The 23,986-nt window shown below is 50.5% G+C and carries 21 protein-coding genes; 6 read left to right on the top strand and 15 right to left on the bottom strand.

The window, feature by feature from the left end:
- Nucleotides 1-48: 48 nt before the first annotated feature.
- Nucleotides 49-3,744 carry a S8 family serine peptidase gene (locus BM200_RS02780; RefSeq protein ID WP_091181087.1) on the bottom strand — a complete coding sequence of 1,232 codons (3,696 nt, stop codon included), beginning with the start codon at nt 3,742-3,744 and terminating at the stop codon, nt 49-51.
- Nucleotides 3,745-4,010: 266 nt separating this feature from the next.
- Nucleotides 4,011-5,279 carry a response regulator gene (locus BM200_RS02775; RefSeq protein WP_245772929.1) on the bottom strand — a complete coding sequence of 423 codons (1,269 nt, stop codon included), beginning with the start codon at nt 5,277-5,279 and terminating at the stop codon, nt 4,011-4,013.
- A gap of 785 nt (nt 5,280-6,064) precedes the next feature.
- Here BM200_RS02775 and BM200_RS02770 point away from each other — a divergent pair.
- The 4 genes from BM200_RS02770 to BM200_RS02755 all read left to right on the top strand — a co-directional run bounded on the left by BM200_RS02770 (nt 6,065) and on the right by BM200_RS02755 (nt 8,753).
- A complete protein-coding gene (locus BM200_RS02770; protein WP_091181083.1) occupies nt 6,065-7,318 on the top strand; it encodes a DNA polymerase IV in 1,254 nt (417 codons plus the stop codon).
- Nucleotides 7,315-7,791 carry a YhjD family protein gene (locus BM200_RS02765; protein WP_091181080.1) on the top strand — a complete coding sequence of 159 codons (477 nt, stop codon included), beginning with the start codon at nt 7,315-7,317 and terminating at the stop codon, nt 7,789-7,791. Before BM200_RS02770 ends, BM200_RS02765 begins: the two co-directional genes overlap by 4 nt.
- 288 nt (nt 7,792-8,079) lie before the next feature.
- Nucleotides 8,080-8,502 carry a hypothetical protein gene (locus tag BM200_RS02760; RefSeq protein ID WP_091181078.1) on the top strand — a complete coding sequence of 141 codons (423 nt, stop codon included), beginning with the start codon at nt 8,080-8,082 and terminating at the stop codon, nt 8,500-8,502.
- Nucleotides 8,496-8,753 (top strand): hypothetical protein, encoded by a 258-nt coding sequence (locus tag BM200_RS02755; protein ID WP_091181075.1) that lies wholly within the window; start codon nt 8,496-8,498, stop codon nt 8,751-8,753. The genes BM200_RS02760 and BM200_RS02755 overlap by 7 nt, the downstream gene beginning before the upstream one ends.
- A gap of 147 nt (nt 8,754-8,900) precedes the next feature.
- On the opposite strand, the gene BM200_RS02750 is transcribed toward BM200_RS02755, so the two are convergent.
- Nucleotides 8,901-10,250 carry a DUF2515 domain-containing protein gene (locus BM200_RS02750; protein WP_245772863.1) on the bottom strand — a complete coding sequence of 450 codons (1,350 nt, stop codon included), beginning with the start codon at nt 10,248-10,250 and terminating at the stop codon, nt 8,901-8,903.
- A 101-nt stretch (nt 10,251-10,351) separates the two neighbouring features.
- Between BM200_RS02750 and BM200_RS02745 the strand changes: the two genes are divergently transcribed.
- Nucleotides 10,352-11,050, top strand: coding sequence for an SOS response-associated peptidase (locus BM200_RS02745; protein WP_091181072.1), 699 nt, complete (start codon nt 10,352-10,354; stop codon nt 11,048-11,050).
- A 116-nt stretch (nt 11,051-11,166) separates the two neighbouring features.
- On the opposite strand, the gene BM200_RS02740 is transcribed toward BM200_RS02745, so the two are convergent.
- The 5 genes from BM200_RS02740 to BM200_RS02720 form a co-directional block, all read right to left on the bottom strand.
- Complete coding sequence (locus tag BM200_RS02740) at nt 11,167-11,454, bottom strand: stage VI sporulation protein F (RefSeq protein WP_175532710.1); 288 nt, start codon at nt 11,452-11,454, stop codon at nt 11,167-11,169.
- Between the two features lie 74 nt (nt 11,455-11,528).
- Nucleotides 11,529-13,583: an ATP-dependent DNA helicase RecG gene (gene recG / locus BM200_RS02735; protein ID WP_091181066.1), complete on the bottom strand. Its 2,055-nt coding sequence runs from the start codon at nt 13,581-13,583 to the stop codon at nt 11,529-11,531.
- Between the two features lie 11 nt (nt 13,584-13,594).
- Entirely contained in the window at nt 13,595-14,449 is an 855-nt protein-coding gene (locus tag BM200_RS02730; RefSeq protein WP_091181063.1) for a DegV family protein, read from the bottom strand.
- A 25-nt stretch (nt 14,450-14,474) separates the two neighbouring features.
- Nucleotides 14,475-16,289 (bottom strand): DAK2 domain-containing protein, encoded by a 1,815-nt coding sequence (locus tag BM200_RS02725; protein WP_091181060.1) that lies wholly within the window; start codon nt 16,287-16,289, stop codon nt 14,475-14,477.
- A gap of 57 nt (nt 16,290-16,346) precedes the next feature.
- Nucleotides 16,347-16,706, bottom strand: coding sequence for an Asp23/Gls24 family envelope stress response protein (locus BM200_RS02720; protein WP_091181057.1), 360 nt, complete (start codon nt 16,704-16,706; stop codon nt 16,347-16,349).
- Between the two features lie 297 nt (nt 16,707-17,003).
- Here BM200_RS02720 and rpmB point away from each other — a divergent pair, with 297 nt between their 5' ends.
- On the top strand, nt 17,004-17,192 hold the full coding sequence (gene rpmB, locus BM200_RS02715; RefSeq protein ID WP_015845317.1) for a 50S ribosomal protein L28: 189 nt from the start codon (nt 17,004-17,006) through the stop codon (nt 17,190-17,192).
- A 684-nt stretch (nt 17,193-17,876) separates the two neighbouring features.
- On the opposite strand, the gene spoVM is transcribed toward rpmB, so the two are convergent.
- The 7 genes from spoVM to rlmN all read right to left on the bottom strand — a co-directional run bounded on the left by spoVM (nt 17,877) and on the right by rlmN (nt 23,974).
- On the bottom strand, nt 17,877-17,957 hold the full coding sequence (spoVM, locus tag BM200_RS02710; RefSeq protein ID WP_010345573.1) for a stage V sporulation protein SpoVM: 81 nt from the start codon (nt 17,955-17,957) through the stop codon (nt 17,877-17,879).
- A gap of 146 nt (nt 17,958-18,103) precedes the next feature.
- Nucleotides 18,104-18,415, bottom strand: a complete 312-nt coding sequence (locus BM200_RS02705) for a hypothetical protein (RefSeq protein WP_091181055.1) — start codon at nt 18,413-18,415, stop codon at nt 18,104-18,106.
- Nucleotides 18,399-19,043 (bottom strand): ribulose-phosphate 3-epimerase, encoded by a 645-nt coding sequence (rpe, locus tag BM200_RS02700; protein WP_091181053.1) that lies wholly within the window; start codon nt 19,041-19,043, stop codon nt 18,399-18,401. The genes BM200_RS02705 and rpe overlap by 17 nt, the downstream gene beginning before the upstream one ends.
- Nucleotides 19,044-19,048: 5 nt before the next feature.
- Nucleotides 19,049-19,975 carry a ribosome small subunit-dependent GTPase A gene (rsgA, locus tag BM200_RS02695; protein ID WP_091181051.1) on the bottom strand — a complete coding sequence of 309 codons (927 nt, stop codon included), beginning with the start codon at nt 19,973-19,975 and terminating at the stop codon, nt 19,049-19,051.
- Nucleotides 19,962-22,154 carry a Stk1 family PASTA domain-containing Ser/Thr kinase gene (pknB, locus tag BM200_RS02690; RefSeq protein ID WP_091181048.1) on the bottom strand — a complete coding sequence of 731 codons (2,193 nt, stop codon included), beginning with the start codon at nt 22,152-22,154 and terminating at the stop codon, nt 19,962-19,964. Before pknB ends, rsgA begins: the two co-directional genes overlap by 14 nt.
- Nucleotides 22,151-22,921 carry a Stp1/IreP family PP2C-type Ser/Thr phosphatase gene (locus tag BM200_RS02685; protein ID WP_091181046.1) on the bottom strand — a complete coding sequence of 257 codons (771 nt, stop codon included), beginning with the start codon at nt 22,919-22,921 and terminating at the stop codon, nt 22,151-22,153. Before BM200_RS02685 ends, pknB begins: the two co-directional genes overlap by 4 nt.
- A gap of 6 nt (nt 22,922-22,927) precedes the next feature.
- Nucleotides 22,928-23,974: a dual-specificity RNA methyltransferase RlmN gene (rlmN, locus tag BM200_RS02680; RefSeq protein WP_091181044.1), complete on the bottom strand. Its 1,047-nt coding sequence runs from the start codon at nt 23,972-23,974 to the stop codon at nt 22,928-22,930.
- Nucleotides 23,975-23,986 lie beyond the last annotated feature (12 nt).

The raw sequence follows: 23,986 nt of genomic DNA, 5'->3' as shown, positions 1-23,986 counted from the left end.
ATTCCCCATTTCCAAAAGGATAATGATGTCCGCAATTCTCTCTACCATTTATTTCAGAACACTAGTTACAAGGAAGGCATCAATAGATACATAATTTCCGGAAGATTGCTCGTTCTTCTCCCCTGCATTCACGACTTTGATGGTATGACTTCCGACGGACAAATCTGCAGATTCAAAGATAGGAACTTGAAATTGATAGGTTTCTCTATACAGATCAATTGGCTCGCCCGTTACTAGATTCCCATCCATATAAACATCAATTTTCCCTCTATTAGGCCCAGCAGTCGCCAACACTTTCACCTTCGTTCCGTCGAAATAAAGCTCCGCATAGTTTCCTGCAAGGTTGGTATAGGCGGCACTTCTATCCGAATATTGGCTATTCATCGTGAAAGTCCAAGCGCCATGCAGGTTGACGTATGGATTGCTTTCTTCGAACCGTTTTGTTATTTCATTCACGGATGAAGACTTCGTTACCATAATCGCGTCAACATCAATCGCAAACCCAGTGGAGCTCGTCTGATGTTCGCCCATGTTGATCACTCTAAGCGAATGACTTCCGTATTCCAGTTCACCTGAATCAAACACAGCAGCCTGGTAACGAGAAGATAAGCTATAGAAATCTACTATTTTTGCTGTTTCCGGTTTATTATCTATCACTATTTTCGCTTTCCCTCCCGAAGGCATGGTAGAAGCCAGCAGCACTACCTTCGAACCCGTAAACGGAATATCGACGAAGGAACCTTTACTGCTTGTCGTTTTGATCCGGCCGCCTGAATAGTTCACGTTATCCAAAGCGTTCCACGTTCCGTAATACGCAAACGATGGATCTAGTTCTTCTGTTTTCACCGTATACACATCGGTTTCGGTCACTACGCGAAACGCATCAATATTAATTGAATTCGTCGATTTCTTTGCTGCCGGATCCGATTTCCCCGTCCATTTGACGGAGATCGTATGTCCTCCATAAGGCAATGACTCGCTGAAGAGGATTTGCTGCGTTTGCAAAGATTCGCTGAACAGCGATGCCGATTTCACTTTCACTCCATCGATATAAACATCTGCAATGCCTTGCTCATCATTTTTATAGCCGATCCATTCAATTTGGCCGCCTGTAAAGGAGAAATCAACGTTTCCTGCTGCGTCCAACTGCTTCGCTGTACCGCCCGAATGCTTGGCATCCGATTTGTTCGACCAAGGACCGGTAAAGATAAGAGCCGCATCGCTGTCCTCGTAGGTTCCCGTCTCATGAATAAGGGTTCGTTGCGCGCTGATGGTGTATCCGCCTGCGCCGCTGAAAGCATTTATGTCGATAAAATAATTCCCTGTTTCTGTCGCCACATATGAAATCATTTCAGTGGAGCTTCCCCTAATTGCAGAGCTAGCTGCGACTTTGTTGGTGTCATATAAAGATTGGGCCGTCGAATCAAACAGGTTCAAGTCGAAGTCCGTACCCGAATCCCCTGCCAGATTAAGGTCCAGCTTGTCGCCTTTATTCAAGTGGATATAATACACATCATGAGCATCCGTCTCTGCAGCAATTGTATCGGTATAAGTCGTTTCGGTATAAGGTTGACCTGGAAGATCATTATCGGTCAGCGCTTTATACGCATCCACCATTGTATCGGCTGTAAAATCATCTTCACGATATAACGGCTTGCCGCTAAGGATCATTCTTTCCCTGATAATGGAAGCGTCCTCTGACGGATATTCGCTGTAAATTAATGCGGCAACCCCCGAAGCAAAGGCTGCGGGAAATTCAAAGCCGCCTGAACTATAGCTATAATCATCAAGCTCCGCGTTTAAATTGACAGTCGTTATGGAAGGGTCGTTTGATATCACGTCTTCGTATGACCCAAACGAATACATGTCGAATGACAGCCCCTCATTGATCGTGCCAGGCGCTCCCTCCGCGTGTTCCCAGTCTTCACCGGCCCTCCAATTGTTCATCCTTATGACATCCAAATGTAGAACATCATTCACAAAGGAAGAATACTCATTACCTAGCAGCGGGGATGAACCTGATAGCAATAAATTTCCTCCGCCTTGCAAATAGGCACTCAAGCTCGCTTGGTCCGATTCCTTCAGCGGAGTCGTGTATATATCAACATCAAAATTCTGCCATTCAAAACCTACTCCGGCCCCTGTAAACCAAACGACAAGATCATATGGTTTCAACTTTTCTAGAGAGGGGCCATCGTCACCATAATTAACGGTCAGGGTGTCATATTGATAGCCTGAAGCGTCGAGCAAAGATTGATAGAGTGGCAAATAATTGGCTCCGTTATCAATGGCTTGCCATTCATCATCCTGTACAAGAAGAATGGAGGGGTTCTGCTTACCAAAGTACTGCATCGCCCGATCGAAAGCGTCTTGCTGCGAATCATCCGACGATGTTATATTCTCAAAGCCGATCCCATTATAGAGAACTTTATATTTGCCACCCGCGATTTGTGCGCCAAGCCCGGGGTTTCTGCTTGGAATGGTCGTCCATATGAACTCGTTTGGCGCGGATAGATCTACACTCTTCCCTCGGACAGAACCAAAGAATGACTCACCATGAGGGTTTACCCCGGATACGGAGAGGATATTGTCACTGTCATAGGCCGCCGGATATTCGGGAACCACATCCTTGCTGTTCAAATAGTCCATACCGCCGATCGTAACAAACAGCATGGAAGAGCCATCGATGGCATCCTTTAACGCCTGGCTGTATTCCGTTAAAGACCAACTAATGTTAACCACTTTGGCACCCATACGTTCAGCGTATTCAATGGCCCAGATGACATCAGATAAGTAACCGGCCCCATTGGCCCCTATAACTTTGAGTGGCATGATCTTAGCATTTGGCGCGACACCGGAAATTCCAATCCCGTTATTCGCAGTTGCGGCAATCACACCGGCCATTTGCGTACCCAGAAGATCTTCATCAAATACGTTGTAGAGCGAATTATTGCCGCCAAAGAAATTCCAGCCGTGAACGTCATCTACAAAGCCGTTGCCATCATCATCCTTCCCATTGCCAGCTACTTCGCCTTCGTTTGTCCAAATGCTGTCTTGCAGGTCAGGGTGATTGATTTCAACGCCCGTATCAATAACGGCTACAATCGCATCACTGGCACCCTGCGTTATTCCCCATGCTTCAGGAGCGTTAATATCGATATCCCATTGAGCCATTGAAGGTTGCAGGTTTGGCAAATATTGCCCGATGTTATTGAGGCCCCATTGTTCATAGAAATTCGGATCGTTAGGAAGGGAAGGAATGGAGGACACAAATTCCTCAACAGACGCAGTTGGTACGACAGAGTTGCTACCCGCTGGCAAACCGCCTTGACTCTGTTTAACCGGTGTACTCTGGATATCCCCCGCCGAGCTCGTTCTCTGAATTTGGAAATCCGGCTCCGCGTAGAGCACATTCGGATCTTTCTCCAACGAATCGATCACTTTCGCAACATCCGAACCAGGAGAAACCTCCAATACGTCCAAACTGGAATTGGATACTTTCAACTGCTCCATCGCCGTTAAAGCATATTTCGCATACAATTGATGTCGATCCGCCGCTCCATCTTTATATTTCACAATAATTCGACTAGCCCCTTCACCTGCCGTATCAGTTGCGGGTGAAAGGAAGTGCCCCGATGTCTGCTCGTAAGACTCTGCATGGGCAGCCTGTTTCATAATCAAGCTAAACAACATTGCGGTCGAGAAGGTGACCAATAAAGCTTGTTTCATTCTTTTTCTCTTCAAATTTTTCTCTCCTCCCGCTTCCTAACCAGGTGGAGCTATCCTTCGATCATCTTCGACGATGAAGGTCAGCTCTTGATCGGCTAATTTCCGAGAATAAGCTCGAATTTTATATCCTTATTGTAGAGATTCCCCTATTCGGATGGGGTAGGTAAACGTATTGTGAAGGTGTATAATCGTCTGAACTTTCAGATTATTTTCCAAAAAAAGAAAAGCACCGCCTGTGCGGTGCTTCCTGTTTTCGAAAAACAATCGAATTTTGTAAACCCCTAAACCCGCTTAAAGTCGGACGGATTCATTCCAGTATGCTTTTTGAACAGCTTGCTGAAATATTTGGGATCGGTGTACCCTACTTCCAGACAAACTTCGAAAAGCTTCTTCGTTCCTTGCGTAAGCAATCGCTTTGCTTCTTCGATTCGGATACGGGTTAAATAACCATTAATCGTTTCCCCGGTTACTTTTTTGAACAGCAAGCAAATATGGGGAGGTGATACAAAAACTTCATTGGCCAAGAGTTCGATAGACAGATTTTCCGCGAATCTCTCATGCATGATCGACTTTAAGCGCTCAACCACTTTGTAAGAATTCGAACCCTGCCTTGCGGCGTATAATGAGCTGTCTTCCTCATACAAGGACAGCTTTTGATTCACCTCATGCAATGCCGTATAGTAGGAATCCTTCAAATCTTCCAGACGATCGACCCGATGGCCGATCCCGATAGTCACGCTTTGTCTCATGGTTTCATGAAAGACGCTTTGGATGTCAATGGCCAGCGCTTTAAATTTCTCCGTTAAATGTTCTTCTCGGATCTTGTCAGGTTCGGACTCGTGCAGCAAAACGACAAATTGGCATTCATACAACTCGAATACGATGCTGCCTGATCCGTCCAACCCAGCTTTTATCTCGCGGAGTAACCGCTTGGATAGCCGTTGGATATCCAGGGCGGAATATTGCTTCTTAAGCGAGGTATTGTCATCCAAATGAATCGATACCGCCAAATAGCTTCCAATCTGGGGAATATCCAGCTCGAGAGATTCTAGGCGTTCTAAAATGTCCTCCTGAACTCCGATTTCCCCAAGTACAAGCATTTCCAGAAATTCCTTCTGCATCAACGGCAAGCTTTCGCGAAGCCTTGACTCCAGCTCCGCCAACCGCTGCTCTTCCATTTTCTCCAAAAGGCATATTTCCGCAGTTTTTCGGATAGTATGCTCGAGCTCTTGAATATCGATGGGCTTTAAAATGTAATCGACAATCCCTACTTTAAAGGCTGATTTCATATATACGGAATCCATATAACCGGTTATAAAAATAACCTTTGTCTGCGGGACATTCTTTTTTAACATCTTGGAGAGTGCGATGCCGTCAATGATCGGCATGCGAATATCGGTAAGCACAATATCCGGATTCAACTGTCCTGCTAGATTGATCGCATCCCTGCCATTACTTGCTTGCGCCACTATGCGAATATTTAATTCGTTCCATTGCAAACATCTCCGGATTCCATCCAGCGTCCTTGGTTCATCATCGACAATCATCATTTTCAGCACTCGCTTCACTCCTTAGAATAAAAAAATTCTCCGTTTATGTTGTTGTAGAACTGATCACAAGACTGAAGCGGTGCATAATTGATTATCTGATAATAATCTCACTTTGTTTATGTAGGAAGGAAAATTGCGGAGAAAACTCTCGATATTTCTGCTCGTTCCGGATTAACCAGAAAATGAAGTCCGAAAATCTGCGTGGGCGGTAACGATTGTGTAATTTGGAACAAACTTTCTCGCTTTCATTCGACTATTTTATGTTCAATAGATAAAATATACTAGTTTTAATCAGCGAATGTTGTCGAATCATTGTACTTCTTTGCAATATTTTCTTCATTTGTCGTGGATGCAGGTTCCTCATTGTTGCCGCAAGCTGCAAGAAGTAAGCTAAGTACCACTGCAACAAGCCCCATCTGATAAAACCATTTCTTTTTCTCTCTCCACTTCCCAACTCTTCTTTGTTAATCACGAACATTAAATTGGATTTAATTTCCATAATTCGCATCATCATTATAGGAGGGGGCGATTTTAATGTCAATTTACATGACGTATAAATTAAAAAATGAGGAAATTCGCCTCATTAATCGAGGAATTCTCGTCATTTTTTGACAAAACATCTCATGAATTGCAATTAATTAAGTAGATTACATCATAATCTATACCCTACTCACCTCCCCCCCAACTGTTTAAAATTACCTCCAAATATCCCTTGCATAGCGAACATACATTCGGTATATAATAAGATACGAACATACTTTCGCATTTGTATTGGAGTGGGGATTATGGAACGTGTCATTATGCTGATTGACTGCCAGTCGTTCTACGCGTCCGTCGAGAAGGCCGCACATCCCGAATATAAGAACGATCCGGTCGTCGTTGCCGGCGATCCTTCGCGGCGTTCGGGCATTATTCTTGCCGCTTGTCCGCTTGCGAAGCAGTACGGCGTCACGACCGCCGAGACCCTTGGCGAAGCGCTTGGCAAATGTCCGCATCTCGTCATTATTAGACCACGCATGCAGCTGTATATCGACGTCTCGCTTATGATTACCGACATCTTCCGTTCGTTTACCGATCTGGTGGAGCCCTTCTCCATCGACGAACAGTTCCTTGACGTGACAGGTTCCCTGTCTTACTTCGGCTCGCCCGATGAGATTGCAACGCAAATCCAGACCAAGATCATGCTCTACACCGGCGTATGGGCGCGGGTCGGCATCAGCTCCAACAAGATTCTGGCCAAGATGGCCACCGATATTTGGGCGAAAAAGAATGAATCCGGCGTATTCACGCTCCCAAAAACAGACGTAGAATCCCTGTTATGGCCGCTGCCTGTCAACAAAATGTTTGGCGTTGGCTCGCGGATGACCGCGCATTTCGAGCGGATGGGGATTGCAACGATTGGCGATCTTGGCAGCCTTCCCCTGCCCGACTTCAAACGCAAGCTGCGGGCGCGGATGGGACGCAACAGCGATATTCAAGCGGAGCTGTTCTGGCAGACGGCGAACGGCATTGATCCAAGCCCCGTCAAGCCAAGCACACATGATGCGCAGCAAGCCGTCGGCCATCAAATGACGCTGCCCCGCGATTACAGCAAGCCGCACGAAATTGACGTCATTCTGCTGGAATTAAGCGAGGAAGTGTGCCGCCGCAGCCGTGCCAAGGGCTATATGGGCAGCGTTGTTGCAGCGGGCGCGCAGGGTGCGGATTTCGACCGGCCGACCGGTTTTTTCCGCCAGATGACGGTACCCGATCCAACGAATATTACGAAGGAAGTATTTGCTGCGGCGAGGACGTTATTTTACGCCCATTGGGATCGGCTCCCCGTCCGCAAGCTCGGCGTTACGTTATCTAAGCTGGTTCCCGACGATCAATATCAGCTTTCCCTGTTCGGCAACAGGGAAAAGGAAAGAAAGCTGGATCGCGTCACCGATGCGATCCGTCATAAATTCGGAACGACCTCGATTCTGCGGGCTTCCTCGCTGCTGGAGGCAGCCCAGGCCCGTGAGCGCAGCGTCAAAATTGGAGGACACTACAAATGAGCAAGAAACTGGAAGGCAATGGACGCTGGGAATCCAGCCGTATGATGCTGCCTGAGCATCGGGAGCAATATTTGCAGCGGCGAGAGACGCCGAAAGCTTCCGGGCCTGTCCCCGTTCCGAGCAAAGAGGAGCTTGAGCTTATTCGCGATTATGTGCTGCTCCCCATGATGCTGACCATCGTAGATAAGAACTGCAAGGACATCGAGCTGTCCCCCTACTCGATGAAGCAGCTGTATATGAAAGCCTCCCGCGTCTTAATGGGCCATATTCACAACGATCTAAACGCCGTCCGCAAGGCGCTGAAGGAGCGGAACATCCGCGTATTCCTTGAAGAGAGCAACAGCGAGCACGGCGCGATTCATTATAAGTTCATCTGCCGCGGCTACGAGGACCGCTTCTCCATGATCCGCGATGCCGCCCGCGCCGAGATCAGCGTCCGCATCGCCAAATATATCTCGCTGATGTTTAAGTGATCTTCCGCAAGCACCGCAAGCTGACTGTTCAGCGCGGTGTTTTTTTGTGTTTGTTCATGGGCATAACTAGACTCCCTTTCATCCCCGCAGCTGCTGATACTGCTTCCGGTACTCCCGCGGAGCGAGTCCGAAATGATGGACGAACCGTTTATTGAACGTACTGAGCGACGAGAAGAGTAGTTTGCGCACCTCCTTGTATTTTACAATGAGTTTCGGTAAGCGCTTACCAAATGGTAATAAAGGAATGATGTTACCATAAATTTCGATTTGTTCTAGGGAGATGAGAGGGTGTATATCGTGCGAAGCAAGTGGAAAGCAAGTCTGGCTATATCCGTAATGATGGCGATCATCGTCATGCTGGCAGCCCCCGTGAACGCGGCACAGTCCGTTCAGTCGAATACCCCTTTCCAAGCGGATTTCTACGTATCGAAAACTGGCAGCGATAATTGGTCCGGTACACGCGCAGAACCAAGCAATAAGAAGAATGACGGACCGTTCCGTACGATTGGCCGGGCGCAGGAAGCCGTAAGAGCAGCGATCGCCGAAGGCATGTCTGCAGATGTCGTCGTCGCGGTTCGCGAAGGTACATACGAAACGGACGAAACATTATATATGACCGAAGCCGACTCCGGAAGAGACGGGCATCAGGTTGTTTACCGCAATTATCCCGGCGAGTATCCTATCCTTAGCGCCGCAGCTATAAGGTGCTGAGCAACGGTTATGACGTTTGGGGCAGGACGGATGATTTCGTCTACATGTATCAGAATGCGCCCGTGGAAGACGGCGAGGAACTTTCGGTAACGGCTCACATCGAATCCGTGAACTTTACGAACGGGAATGCTTCGTCCGGTGTGATGCTCCGTTCGGGCAAGGAAGACGGCGCGAAGCATGTCCATTTCCGTCTGCTGCCAAGCGGCGATGCGCTTATCGTGTGCCGCACGGACCAGAACGGAGAATCCTAATAAATGCTTGGAATATAGAATGGACGGAAAAAGACTGCCGCGAAGCAGTCTTTTTCCGTGGCTTTGGGGTTGAACATGCTGCCGCTGTTGTATAGCCCTGTTGCCGGATCATGAGGCCGTACGGGCAGACTGCGGCGTCTCCTTTAACTACTTCGTTTCTGCTTCTCTCTGCTCATCCAGCCGAAGCTGCTGGGCAGCAAGCACGGCGAGCTCTATCTTGTTGAGGAGCAGGCCGTACTCATTCGTCAGTTCAAAGCTGCGGGGCAGCTTCAGCTTGCGAAAGTACGGCGCGATGTCCGCGGTTGAACGAAACCAGTCCCCTGGCTCGGCCGCCTCTAGAAGCTGGTCCGCCCATGCGTCCCCGAGCCCGGGACTATAGATAGGCGCTGCTCCCGGCAGCAGCTTGCCACCAAGCAGCCGCTCCTTATACAGTGCGGACGGCGGATCGCGGCGCACTCGGGCAAAAAGCTGGGGTGCATAGTCGACCCTCGAGCCCGTATGGCGCCCCTTATCCGCAAAAGCAAGCACCCCTTCGCGCACGCGAGGTACGCCAAACAAGATCGCGTACAGAGCCTTACCAAACTCAATCCGCTCGGACAAATCGTCAAAGTGCTCCATGATGAGTCCCGCCAAGCGCAGCTCGCTGCCAGAATGGTACGGGAACATGACCGCATTCAGCTGCAGCAGCGACTGCATCCCGAAGAAGAACGTATCGATCACATTCCTCCGGAAGTAATCACTCTGCACGACCCGATGCTCGATATAATGCTGTTCATTTACTATGAGCGCAACCGTAAGCGGCACAGAATCACGCCGCCGCCAGAACTGCTCCCACACAGGTCGCATGAAACGCGTTACCCCAAAGGCAGGCAGCAAATGAAAGAGCGGCCGCTGCGCATGAACGCTTTCTTCATACAGTAGCAACTGCGGATAAGCGTCACCAAAAATAAACGCATTCGCATGTTCGAGCATCATAAAGACGTCCTTGCGTTTGCTGCCAGGCAGCAGATGCGGCAGCCACTCTCCCTCCAGATCGGTCATGTTCCAGCCGCCGTTACGGGAGACAAGATGGGCCAGCATCGCCCAATGAAGCTCAGGATGACGTTTATACATCTGGCGGTAGGCTTCCGTTCGAGTCACATTATTACGGTTAAGGCGGGCTGTCTCCGCAAGAATCCGGTCAATCACACTTTCCCCTTGAGTATCCGTAACCATCTTTGCACCCACGAAGCCCTCGCCGGCGATCCCGGACTCAGCATGCCCCTCCAGCTTCAGCCAAGCTGTCGTCAGCTCCTGTACCGCATCCTCCACAAGCAGCAGCGGAATGGCTTCGGCAAGCATTTCATGCGAAGCCTCCATGCCATGCCATTTGCCGACAGCATAATCCCATGCCGCAACCGGCAGCGAGAAAAGCTGTTTGATTTTACTGAGACTGCTCCTTTTCCCTCTGCTGTGGCCGGAGCCGCGGCGGCCGTGCCTCCCCTTCCCGCTTAACATCAACCGCCCTCCTTCGCTATCCTGGTAACACAAGTATTTGCCGACAGACGGCTTGTTCATGCATAATAAAGGGCAAAGAACGAACTTAAGGAGGATTTGCCATGTGCGGGAGATACACGATCACCGTGTCACTCGAGGAGCTGATGATTCGTTACATGATCGGCGAGACGAAGGTTCCTTACCACCGGCCAAAATATAACGTAGCGCCCGGCCAGCAGGTGCTTGCTATTATTAATGACGGACAACGGAACCGGCTTGGCGAGCTCCAGTGGGGACTTGTTCCGCCTTGGGCGGAAGATCCGAAGATCGGCAACAAAATGCTGAATGCCCGCTCAGAGACGGCCGCCGAGAAGCCGGCCTTCAAGGCACCGCTCCGCCGCAAGCGCTGTCTGATCCCGGCTGACGGCTTCTACGAGTGGAAAAAGGAGGGTAGCGGCAAGCAGCCAATGCGCATTGTTCTGAAGGACCGCTCGCTCTTCAGCATGGCCGGGCTGTACGAGACATGGCTTGCACCGGACGGCACGACAACCATCAGCAGCTGCACCATTATGACAACCTCGCCCAACGAGCTGATGGCTCCAATTCACGACCGGATGCCGGTTATTCTTCGCCGTGAGGACGAGCCCTTCTGGCTCGACCGTTCCGTTCAGGACCCGCAAGCGCTGGAACGCCTTTTCCTGCCGTATGCAGCGGAGGAGCTTGAAGCGTACCCTGTATCTTCAGCGGTCGGAAGCGTCAAGAACGATACAGCCGACTGTATCGAACCGGTAAACCCCGGAGGCCAGCTGCATTTATGGTGACAGAGGAGGAAAGCTAAAGTTGGAATTCATACAGCATATTACGGCCTTTCCTCCCCGTAACGTGAGCGGCTAAAAAAGTCTATACCGGCAAATAAAAAAAAGCCGACCGCAGGCGGTCAGCGGAACATCCCCCATAGCTTCAGCAAATGGAAGGTGTTGTTTGGATCTATTTTTTGCCCGAGAATAAAATCAATAATCTGTTCTTCCTGAATATCCGTCAGCGGTTCCTGTAAAATAGAGCCCGCCGATTTCACGAGCTTCCTCACCTTTACCCGGTCCTGCAGATCATACTTCGTCACGTTGCCCAGCAGCAGCCGCATCCGGTCCTTGACGGCCGGATTTTTTAATTTGAATTTGACGCGTTCGACCAATTGCGGCCGAATGCCGTACTTTTGGTAACTCACTCGCCTCGACACCTCCATCCGGCATTCCGATAATTCGATCGTTTAACTATATGCCGTTAGATGGAAGATGTTGCTTAGTCGAGCTGTTCCCCTTGAAAAATTTGATCCTTCAGCAGCAGAACACGCGCCCGTTCAAACGTCGGGTTCGTCCAGAAATCATCCCGTCCGGCAAGCTCCGCCGCATCATCGCGGGCCAGCTCCAGCATTTCATAATCCGCCGCCATATCGGCGATCTTGAACTCCGGCAAGCCGCTTTGCTTCGTTCCGAAGAAATCCCCCGGTCCCCTCAGCTCCAGATCCCGCCGTGACACCTCGAATCCGTCATCGGTCTCCGTCATAACCTTCATCCGCTCACGGCCGTTCTCCGACTTCGGATCCGCCACCAGCACGCAAAACGACTGATGCGCCCCACGCCCGACACGACCGCGAAGCTGATGCAGCTGCGACAGCCCGAACCGCTCCGCGTCCATAATGATCATAAGCGTGGCATTCGGTACGTCAACCCCGACCTCAACAACTGTCGTTGCCACCAGCAGATGGGTCTCGTTAGCACCAAACGCGCTCATGACCTCATCTTTTTCCGAAGCCGACAGTCTGCCGTGCAAGAGACCAACCTTCAGATCGGGAAAAGCCTGCTGCATCTGCACATACAGATCAATCGCGTTTTGCACATCCAGCTTGTCCGATTCCTCGATCAGCGGGCAGATGACATACGCCTGGCGACCCTCACCGACCTCGCGCCGGATAAAGCCAAGAACGCGGTCCATCATGCTGTGCTTCACCCAATACGTCTTGATCGGCTTCCGGCCATGCGGACGCTCCCGGATCGTGGACACATCCATATCTCCGAAGGCGGTAATGGCGAGCGTTCTCGGAATTGGTGTTGCCGTCATCGTCAGTACATCGGGATTCATCCCTTTGCGGCGCAGAATGCTCCGCTGATTCACACCGAACCGGTGCTGCTCATCCGTTACAACCAGACCCAGGCTGCGGAAAAAAACATCGTCCTGAATAAGCGCATGCGTACCGACAATAATATCGATCATGCCCATCTGCAGTCCGGCGAGTACGTCGCGGCGTTTCTTCTCCGTCAGGCTGCCGGTCAAGAGGCCTACCTCAATGCCAGAGCCTGCAAACAGCTTCTGCAGCGATCGCAGATGCTGTTCTGCCAATATTTCGGTCGGCACCATAAGTGCTCCTTGATGGCCGGCCTTAATCGTACAGTACAGCGCGATAGCCGCAACTACCGTTTTCCCCGATCCCACGTCACCTTGAAGCAAACGGTTCATTGCCGCCGGCTGCCGCATATCGGACATAATCTCGTTTACAACCTTCTTCTGGCCGTCCGTCAGCTCAAATGGCAGCGTAGCCGCAAAGTTCCGGATCGTCTCCCCGTTTACCTGATGAACGATACCGTCACCGCGTTTACGCGTGAGGGAGCGGTAAGCCTGCAGCTTCAACTGAAACAGGAACAGCTCCTCATACACCATCCGGCGGCGGGCCTCCAGCCCTTCCTTTACCTCTCCCGGGTCATGAATACGCTGCACCGCATCACGTCTTGGCATAAGCCGGTGGCGCTCGACAAGTTCATGAGGCAGCACTTCTTCAATCATCGTGCCGTACTGGAGAAGCGCCTGCTTGATCGTCTTCCGCATCCAGGCTTGCGTAATTCCACCGCCTACCGAATAGACTGGCTGCAAAGTCCCAGACTTCATCATCCCCGTCGACTTGTCCGCAAATTCAGATTCCGACACCGTCATCTGCAGGCGCTGCTGCTCCCATTTACCCGTAAGCACAATCTCCCTGCCCGGTGTTAGCTGATTTTGCAGAAAATGACGGTTGAACCACACGGCCGTCACGAGCATATGATCAACCTCAACCTTACAGGTCAGGCGTGACTTGCTTTTGCCATAGCGCTGCAGCACAGGGTTGCCCCGAATCACGCCCTGCACCGTTACCTTCTCGCCATCCTTAATTTCGGCAATCTCGCGTATGCGATAATCTTCATATCGAAATGGAAAATAATCCAGCAAATCGGCGACAGTCTGAACGCCAAAGGCGTGAAGCTCTTCTTCCTTAGGAGCGCTCACGCCTTTAATTTGCCGGACAGAATACTGTTCCAGCGTCATTGTCCTCTACCTCACACTCTGCGCACGAACACAGCCATCGTGCCGGGACCCACATGGGTTCCGATTACAGCACCAACGGTTGCGTATTCAACCTCTTGAACATTGAACCGGCTTTTGATCAGCTCAAGGAATTCCAAAGCGGCTTCCTTATTCGTGTTCCAAGCGATTGTTACAATAACCGGATCCTGGCCGCAAGCATCGCCAAGCATATCCATAATCCGTGCCATTGCTTTTTTTGTACCGCGCATTTTATCTACGGCATATACCATGCCTTCTTTGTCGAGCGACAGGATCGGCTTAATATTAAGAATAGATCCGATAAGAGCAGAAGCTTTGCCGATCCGCCCTCCTCTTTGCAAATATTCAAGAGTATCTACGAGAAAATACAGCTGCGTTTCCCGTTCCATTCGGCCGATTTCGGTCATAATCGCTTCCTTCGAAGCCCCTTCTCTTGCCATTCTGGCAGCCGTTACAACACGCATGCCATAAGCGTAAGACGCCGTCTTCGAATCCAGTACCGTAATATCCGGATCGCCGTCAACCATAGAGCTGCCGATAACAGCCGATTGATAGGTCCCGCTCACTGCACCCGATAAATGAATGGATATAATCGATGCCCCGGGATCTTCCTGCAAAATGCGCTCATACACCTCTTGATACTCCATCGGCGATGGCTGGGACGAAGTAGGCATTTGTGGCGACACCGCTACTTTCTCGAAGAACTGCTGCGTATTGATCGTAACGGCATCATAGTATGTCTCTTCTCCGAACAGAATTTTCAGCGGAACCATCTCAATGCCAAGCTCTTCCCTTAACGCGAGTGGAATGTCTGATGCGCTGTCGGTTACGATGCGTATGTTTCCCATACGTCCCCTCCCAAGCTTATTATGGCTATTCCAAAGCGAATAAATAAGGATATAAAGGCTGGCCGCCGGCATGAACCTCAAGCTCAACGTCCGGGTATGCTTCCTCAATCCATTCACACAGAGCGGCTGTATCGGATTCCTTCGCATCCTCGCCCGTCAACACGGTCAACAGCTCGCCGCCTTCCTCCACCATAGCCGCCATCAGCAGCTGACAAGCCTCTAGAAGACTAGGTTTGGAGGAGACAATCGTCTTCTCTTTAATCCCCATATAATCGCCTTCCTGGATATCAACGCCGTCGATGGACGTATTCCGTACCGCCTGCGTCACCTGGCCAGACACGACCTGCACTGCTGCACTCTTCATCCATGCGGCGTTACGCTCGGCCGATTCCTCTTCCTTGAAGGCAAGAATCGCCGCCAGCCCCTGCGGAATCGTCTTCGTCGGAATAACCGTTACCTGACGTCCGCTAAGCTCTGCAGCCTGTTCAGCCGCAAGAATGATATTGCTGTTGTTTGGCAGCAGGTAGATATGCTCCGCCGGCAAAGATTCAATCGCATTAACGAAATCCTCTGTACTCGGATTCATCGTCTGGCCGCCCGACAATACGATATCCACCTCGTTGCTGAGGAAAATGTTCGCGATGCCCTCGCCGAGTGCAACCGCCACAATACCAAACGGCGCTAGCTCATGCAGCTCTTCCGGTGCTACGACCTGGGCAGCAGGTCCCGCAAGCAGTTCTGTCGACGAGATATCGCCGGTAAGCGCATACTCAGGCACCGGAGCGAAAGGCTCAGCCGCTGCTTCATGCTCCAGCAGATCGCGGTGCTGTTCACGCATGTTCAGAATGTGGAAGCCCGTGAGCTCGCCGTAGGCCATAGCGAGATTTAATACATCGCCAGGCTTGCGCGAGTGGACATGCACCTTGATAATGTCATCATCGGCAATAACGAGAATCGAATCTCCGTCTTTTTCAAGCGCCTTCTTGAAAGCGTATTCATTAAAAAACGTTGCAGGTTTCCCGCTGATTTTGCGATTAATAAAGAATTCCATATCGTACAGGAACTCGATGTCCTCCGTCGCCAATTTCGATTGGGCAGAAGTCGGCACAGACGGCTTTCCAACCGCCGATGGACGGATTGCAGCGACTGGCTGTGCTGCAGCCACTTCTTCCGGTGCTGCCGCTTCAGACGGGAAAGCAAATACCTTCTCTTGAATCGTACCGCTATGTGTTAAATATTGAACAAAGCCCTCGTAGATGTACACGAGACCTTGTCCGCCGGAATCGACGACGCCAACCTGCTTCAGTACCGGCAGCAGGTCAGGCGTGCGCTGGAGCGCTTCATTCGCCTTCGCATGAATCTCTTGCATAAGTTCAACGACATCACTCGTCCTGCGGGCATACTGAACGGCATGCTTGGCCGCCTCTCTTGCTACCGTAAGAATGGTTCCTTCTACCGGTTTCACGACCGCTTTATATGCCATGTCCACGCCATTTTGGAATGCAGCGGCAATCTGAAGCGTACCGGCCTCTTCCAGGTTAGCCAGCGATCTGGCGAAGCCCCGGAACAACTGGGACAAAATAACCCCTGAATTGCCCCTGGCTCCCATCAGGAGTCCTTTGGACAATGCTTCTGCAGCCTTACCAAGATGGGCGGACGGCTTGTTCCGCAGTTCACGAACCCCCGAGACAATCGTTAGATTCATGTTCGTACCCGTATCTCCGTCTGGCACCGGAAACACATTTAATGCATTTACCCGGTCTACATTTCTTTCTAAATATTCCGCACCGAGCAGTGCCATGGCGGTAAAATCAGATCCGTTAATGGAGCGCTTACTCAACGACAATTCCCCTTCCTAAAAGAATTGCAAAAGCAATTCTAACTTCGTAAGCATTGACTACGTAGATACCCTTACGTCTTGAACAAATATATGGACTTGATCCACTTGAAGACCTATTACATCATTTAGGACGTATTTAACTTTGGTCTGAATATTATGCGCTACTTCGGAAATCTTCGTGCCGTAGCTTACGATAATATGCAGTTCAATATGAAGCTGTTCATTCTCACGGCGTACCTCGACGCCCTTCGACATGTTCTCTCTGCCGAGCAGCTCGGCGATGCCATCCTTCAGCTGTTTGCGGGAAGCCATCCCGACAAGCCCATAACAATCCATGGCTGCAGAGCCTGCAATCACTGCAATGCAGTCATCATTCACAATTATCTGTCCAAGCTCGTTCTTAATCTGCAGTGGTATGGGAATACACTCCTTTACCGTAATTAATATGGACTAAGGATTATTGTACTATAAACGGCTTCATTATAGAAGGGTACTTAGCAAAAACCGTGACGAAATCCATCATTTCGTATACTTTTGAGTTGCTGATACACGACAATTGTGATACGATAATCAAGTATGTTTTTGTGCAGGCTTGACCATGTAATTTAATTACAGCTTGTGCTAACAATGCAGCTAATGGCTCAAAGCAAACTCTAAGCGCATGTTGCGAGGAAGTTTTGCTCCCTTGCAGCACAAACTTAAGGAGGTGTACTCATGTCCCGCAAATGTTTTATTACTGGTAAATCGCCTGGTACAGGCAACCATGTATCCCACGCAAACAACAAAAACCGTCGTTCTTGGGGTGTAAACGTGCAAAAGGTTCGCATCTTGGTAGACGGCAAACCGAAACGCGTTTATGTCAGCACACGTGCACTGAAATCCGGCAAAGTAACTCGCGTTTAATTCCGGATTCCAACCAAGCGGTCTAGCGCAAACGGCTGACGCCGTCACCTTGGCGGCGCAGCGAACGTTTCGCTATGAAATATAAGCGTCGTATACTTGTTTATACTTTCTTATATTTAGACAAAAAGCACCTGAGCTCAGGTGCTTTTTTTTTTCTTTAATTCTAAGGAATTTATAAGCTTATATCTTATAAAATAGCTTAGAATTCGCTCCAGACTGAACCGCCAAGGACCGCTAAGCCGTTTCACCTTGAATTACAAGACTTTATAAGCTTTCTCTTATAAAGTGGCTTGGAATTCTTCTGATCGGAATGCGCCAAGCTGCCAAAGGAACGCCAAGCCGTTTCACCTTGAATTCTAAGATTTATAAGCTCTTCTCTTATAATTTGGCTTAGAATTCTCCGGATCGGAACGCGTTCTGCTACCTATGGACAGCACAACCGTTCTGCCTTGAATTCTAAGATTTATAAGCTCTTCTCTTATAATTTGGCTTAGAATTCTCCGGATCGGAACGCGTTCTGCTACCTATGGACAGCACAACCGTTCTGCCTTGAATTCTAAGATTTATAAGCTCTTCTCTTATAATTTCGCTTAGAATTCTCCGGATCGGAACGCCTCCCGCCGCCATTGAATGGCGGGACGGTTCCGCCTTGCCCACGATCATTCGTTAAGCCGTGCATCGGACCTAGTTTTTTTGGAAGGTATTCAATATTGCTTTTACGAATCCGCCCAGAAATTTCGGCAGTTTGATCGTGTAAAATTTCATGCCCATCCCTCCTCAGACACGCTCATCGAAATTGGAAGTGTACCAATTATTAAACACACAAAAAAATGGCTACACGAACCTTCGTTCATGTAACCATCCTATGCGATGCTAAGCTGTCCTATTCCAAAGCGCCAGCTAGTATTCTATTAGCCTGCAGGCATCGGATTGTCACGCAAATAAATGACGATCGCGATTACGAGTGCCGTAGCGAAATAAACAATTATGGCAGATACGATAAAGGAAATACGCGGCCCCCAGGTGGAGAAACGCTTGAAGCATTTTATGGCGACATACAAGGCAACAAGAGAGCAAACGTACTTGATAGGCGAGGTGATCGTCGTAAAAAGACCGAGCAGAATGCCTGCTGTTATCGCGTAGAAAGCGATCCACCAAATCTTCTTCCAAATGCTTTCCTCTAAATCGAAATCTTCCTCCATTGCTTTACCGAAGCGCAGCAATTGCAGCCGCGCGGTCCCTTTCCCCGAATACGGCATTGCCTGCTACAAGCACATTCGCGCCGGCTTCTACCACCTGCTTCGCAGTAACACTGTTAATACCGCCGTCCACCTGCACATGAACGTGGCTGAGGCCGCGGTCATTAAGCATCTTGCGCAGCTGACGAAGCTTATTCAGCGACTCCTCGATAAATGCTTGTCCGCCAAAGCCCGGGTTAACCGTCATAATGAGAATCAGATCGATATCCCCCAGAATATGCTCCAGCACGGACAGCGGCGTAGCCGGATTCAGTGCAACGCCCGCAGGCAAACCCAGATCCTTGATTTGCTGAATGGTACGGTGCAGGTGCACCGTAGCCTCTGCATGTACGGTAATCCGGTCCGCTCCGGCAGCTGCATAGCTTGGAATGGAAAGCTCAGGACGCTCAATCATCAAATGGACGTCAAATGGAAGTTTTGTAGCTGAACGTACAGCCGCAATAACCGGAGGGCCAAACGTCAGGTTTGGTACGAAATGACCGTCCATAACATCTACATGAATCCAATCCGCTCCGGCCTGTTCTGCTGCTTTGATCTCGTCTCCAAGCCGTGCGAAATCCGCCGACAGGATAGATGGTGCGATAATTGCCATATGGTTTAGTACCTCCGCTTTCTCTCTTTCATTTCCGTCATAAACGTCAAATAATTCTGATGGCGGCTTGGGGCAATTGTGCCCTCCTCTACCGCCTTCAGCACCGCACATCCCGGCTCATGCACATGGGTGCAGGCCCGGAATTTGCAGTCCGGTGCAAGCTCGCGCATCTCGCGGAAGCAATACCCCAGATCCTCGATGCCAAGCTCAGTGAAATCAAGCTGGCTGAAGCCGGGTGTATCCGCCACGTAACCGCCGCCTATCTCGACGAGTTCAACATGCCGGGTTGTATGCTTCCCGCGGCCAAGCCGATTGCTGATCGCGTTCGTCTCAAGATCAAGGCCAGGAACAAGCGCGTTCAATAGCGAGGACTTCCCTACGCCTGACTGTCCGGCGAAAACAGCCACATGCCCTTTCAGGCGGTCATGCAGCGCTTCAACGCCAACACCTTGGCGGGAGCTGGTGCCGTATACTTCATAGCCGATAGCCGTGTAAATACGGTTCACGGCCTCAATAGCCACAGCCGCCTCTTCGGTTTCCCCGCCGTCTTGTTCCAAATCCTGTTTGCTTAAGCATAACACCGGCTCGATGCCGGCATGCTCGATATGAACAAGAAATTTGTCCAGCAGCTGTAAATTCAAGGAGGGCTCCGTCACGGAAAAGACGAGAATAGCCAGATCCACGTTCGCAACCGGCGGCCGTATTAACTCGGAAAAGCGGGGCAGCAGTTCTTCCACCGTGCCCTCGCCATTCTCCGTTAAGGTGTATACCACATCGTCGCCAACAAGCGGCGTCAAACCTCTCTTCTTAAATACACCGCGTGCACGGCATTGCACCGTTTGCCCCGATGATTCCGCCTCTTGCGGTAATACGTAATAATAACCGCTGAGCGCCTTGACGATTCTCCCCTTGGCTTCACTATTGCTGCTCATCTTGGGCGCCTCCGTTGTCATTGCTTTCTTCCGGATCTGCATCTGCGGGCTGATCCGGATTTTCCGTTTGCTCTGTTGTATCCGTACCGGTCTCCGTATCTGGATCCGCGCTGCCGCCGGTTCCCGGAATCGTAAGCGATGAAGAATCGGAGCCTTGCGCCAGCTCCTCATAAGTGATGGTCCGCGTATCTACAAATTGGCCGTCCCGGTAAACGGTCACTCTGGCTTCCGTATTTGGCGCCAGAATAACTTGAACAGGGAATGACTGGGTATCTTGAATTTGGCGTTTGCCCCACTCGATATCCTGACCGCGCGCATCCGAGTACACGATTCGGATTTCGCTTGTTTTACCCGCTTCAGCAGGCGATATCGTTACATTAAACGTATGGTTCTTAGCATCCTTAGGCGGGCCGGAGCTTACGCGGATCGTGATTTTCGATCCCTTAGGCACCGGATCGTTTGGCTTGAACTGATCCTGGGCAATAACCACGCCTTTGCTTTGCGAATAACTAGGTTCTTCCAAAATATCGTCATCTTCCAGCACCAGTCCGTTGGCCTTCACAATATCTTTCGCTTCGGCAACGGTCCGTCCGATCAGATTTGGCATCTCAATCGTTTCGCGTCCCTTGCTCACCATAAACGTAAAGGTAGCCGCCTTCGGATCAAATTCCGCGCCAACCTCAGGGGTCTGGCTAATGATCGTGCCGGGCTCCTGATCGCTGAATACTAATTCCGGCGTGATCTGATCTTCCTCTACGCCAAGGGCCATCAGGTCATCCTTAGCTTCCTGCACCTGCTTGCCTTTGTAATCGACCATTTTCTCCAGCACGGCGCCATCGCTGACGGACAGCTGAATCCAGGAGCCTTCCTTCACCCGCATGTTGGACTTGTCCTGCTCGAAAACTTCGCCGGCCGGCACATCGCCCATAAACTCATGGATAATTGGTTCCTTCACCCTGAGCCCGGCCTCCTCAATCATAGCCCGAGCCACATCCTCCTGCTTGCCGACGACGAAAGGCACGTCCACTTCCGGCACGTCAAGCTTGTTGAGCAGGGCAAGAAACCCCCAAATAATCAAAGCCAGCACAACCAGGGTTACCCCGACAATAGTTGTTGGACGCTTCCAGCCTTTGGCCTTCTCAGTCGATTTCTCGTCTTTCCATTCCACGTCCGGCTGACTGGATGCAGCAGCCGCCTTACTCGCCCGCTCAAGCGGTACGGAAGATGCCGGGAGCGGAGGAACAGGCGTTAATTCATATTCTTGCTGCGGCACGGAAGGGCGCATATCGCCCCGTATAGCCGGCATGACGCGGGTCTCATCGAGATCGCTGCTGAATGTAACCTTCTGCTCGCCCAAGCGGTTAGGCTTCAGACAAGTATCCAGGTCCGTGAGCATCTCGCGTGCCGATTGGTAACGCTCATTCGGATTTTTGCGCATGGCACGCAAAATCACGTTTTCCACGCTTTGCGGGATATGAGGATTGACCTTTTTCGGTTCCTCGAATTCCTCCTGCAAATGCTTGAGCGCCACGCTGATCGGGCTTTCTCCAAAGAACGGAAGCTTGCCGGTCAGCATCTGGTACAGCACGATTCCCAAAGAGTACAGGTCAGATTTCTCTCCAGTACTGATTCCTTTGGCATGCTCCGGCGAGAAATAATGGACAGACCCGACAACCGAGCCTGTCTGCGTAATGGTTGATGATGTCACGGCGCGGGCGATCCCGAAGTCCGTCACTTTCACCCTGCCGTTCTTGCCGATCAGAATGTTATGGGGCTTAATATCACGATGAATAATATGATTCTGATGGGCGTGCTCAAGCGCATCACAAATCTGCATAGCAATCCGCACCGCTTCGTCGGCCTGCAGCGGCGCACGCTCATGAATGATTTCATTAAGATTATGACCTTCAATATATTCCATGACAATGTAGTGGGTATCTTCTTCCTGCCCTACATCATAAACGCTGACGACATTCGGATGAGACAGAGATGCAGCCGATTGCGCCTCTCTGCGGAATCTCCGAATAAACTCCTCGTCATGAACAAATTGCTGCCTCAGCACCTTCACTGCGACATTACGGTTCAGCAAAATATCATGCGCTTTATAGACAAGCGCCATTCCGCCTCCGCCAATTCTCGTTAATATTTCATAGCGTCCACCTAGTTGATGTCCGATCATCCGTTGTCACCTCCTCGATAAACAGCGCTTGCCTCCTGTAGAAGCACGACCGTAATATTGTCGTCTCCCCCGGCATGCAGCGCCAATTGAATGAGGCGATCCGCTTTATCATCCAATGCCAGCCCATCCTCGCGAACCGTCTGCAGCATCAGCTCGTCGGTGACCATATTGGTCAACCCGTCACTGCAGAGCAGCAGCACATCGTTTTCGGACAAGACTGCGGTATAAATATCAACCTCGACTTGCGCGTCCGTTCCAACTGCGCGCGTAATAACATTGCGGCGCGGGTGATGCGCCGCCTCCTCCATACTGATCTGGCCAGTCTTCACCAGTTCATTGACGAGGGTATGATCCTCCGTCAGTTGCGCAATTCCATCTGCGGTAATGAGATAGGCGCGGCTGTCCCCGATATGTCCGATAATCAATTGCCGTTCCTTATACAAGGCGGCCACGATTGTCGTTCCCATATTGTAGTACTGCTCGTTGCGTGATGCCATATCGTAAACGACGTCATTAGCCATGACGAGCGCTTGACGAATAAGCATTTTCCCCTCTTGCACCGATAAATCCGCCTTCGACGCACTCTTCTCGAGCATGTCCCTGAACGTATTAACCGCCAGCTGGCTCGCTACATCTCCGGCTTGATGGCCGCCCATCCCATCGGCGACAATGGCCAGAGTAATGCCGTTATCCAGCTGTCCTACCCACGAACGATCTTCGTTAATATGACGAATTCGTCCGACATCGCTTCGGTTTGCCGTAATCAACCGTGATCACCTCGTCGTGGACTCCATATGTTTCGCCCTCAATTGGCCACATGCAGCCGCAATATCATGGCCTTGCTCCCTGCGGATCGTGCAATTGATCTTGTTCTTCTCCAAGATACGCTGGAATTCGAAAATGTCATTGCGCGGCGTACGGACATAATTCCGCTCCGGTACGTGGTTGACCGGAATCAGGTTGACATGGCACAGCATGCCTTGCAGCACGTCAGCAAGCTCCTGTGCATGCTCGGCCTGGTCATTGACGCCGCCGATCAAGGCATACTCGAACGTGATGCGGCGGCCGGTTTTCGCAATATGATTGCGGCAAGCCGCCATCACATCTTCAAACGGGAAGCGACGGTTAACCGGCATCAGCTTGGATCTGAGCTTATCATTAGGTGCATGGATGGAGATCGCGAGGTTAATCTGCGTGTTCTCTTCCGTAAATTTGTACATGCTTGGCACGATACCGCTCGTCGAGACGGTAATATGGCGCTGGCCGATGTTAAGACCCTTCTCATGAATCATTATACGCAGGAAAGTCATTGTAGCGTCATAATTCTCGAATGGTTCTCCGGAGCCCATAATAACGATACTTGAAACACGCTCGCCTGTTGCATCCAGCATCTGCTGGGCCGTTACAACCTGAGCGACAATCTCGCCTGCAGTCAAGTTACGCTTCAGACCGCCAAGCGTCGAAGCACAGAAGGTACAGCCGATCCGGCAGCCTACCTGTGTCGTTACACAAATGCTGTTGCCGTATTCGTGACGCATAATAACTGTTTCAATCGCATGGTTGTCATGCAGGCCGAACAGGAACTTGACCGTTCCGTCCTTCGATTCAAACTTCGTAATCTCTGTCAACGTCACGAACTGGAAGTTCTCCTCCAGTTTATCGCGAAGCGCCTTCGGCAAGTTTGACATGTCTTCGAAGCTCTTCACACGCTTCACGTAGAGCCAATCAAACAGCTGGCCGCCGCGGAACGCCGGCTCACCGTTCTCTGTCATCCATTCTTGAAGCTGATCGAGGTTATAGTCATAAATTATTGGTTTCATCTTCTTATTATC

The organism is Paenibacillus catalpae (assembly GCF_900112695.1).
Taxonomy (GTDB): domain Bacteria; phylum Bacillota; class Bacilli; order Paenibacillales; family Paenibacillaceae; genus Pristimantibacillus; species Pristimantibacillus catalpae.
Note: the sequence above shows the minus strand (reverse complement) of the source record. Positions and strands in the feature narration are given on the sequence as shown.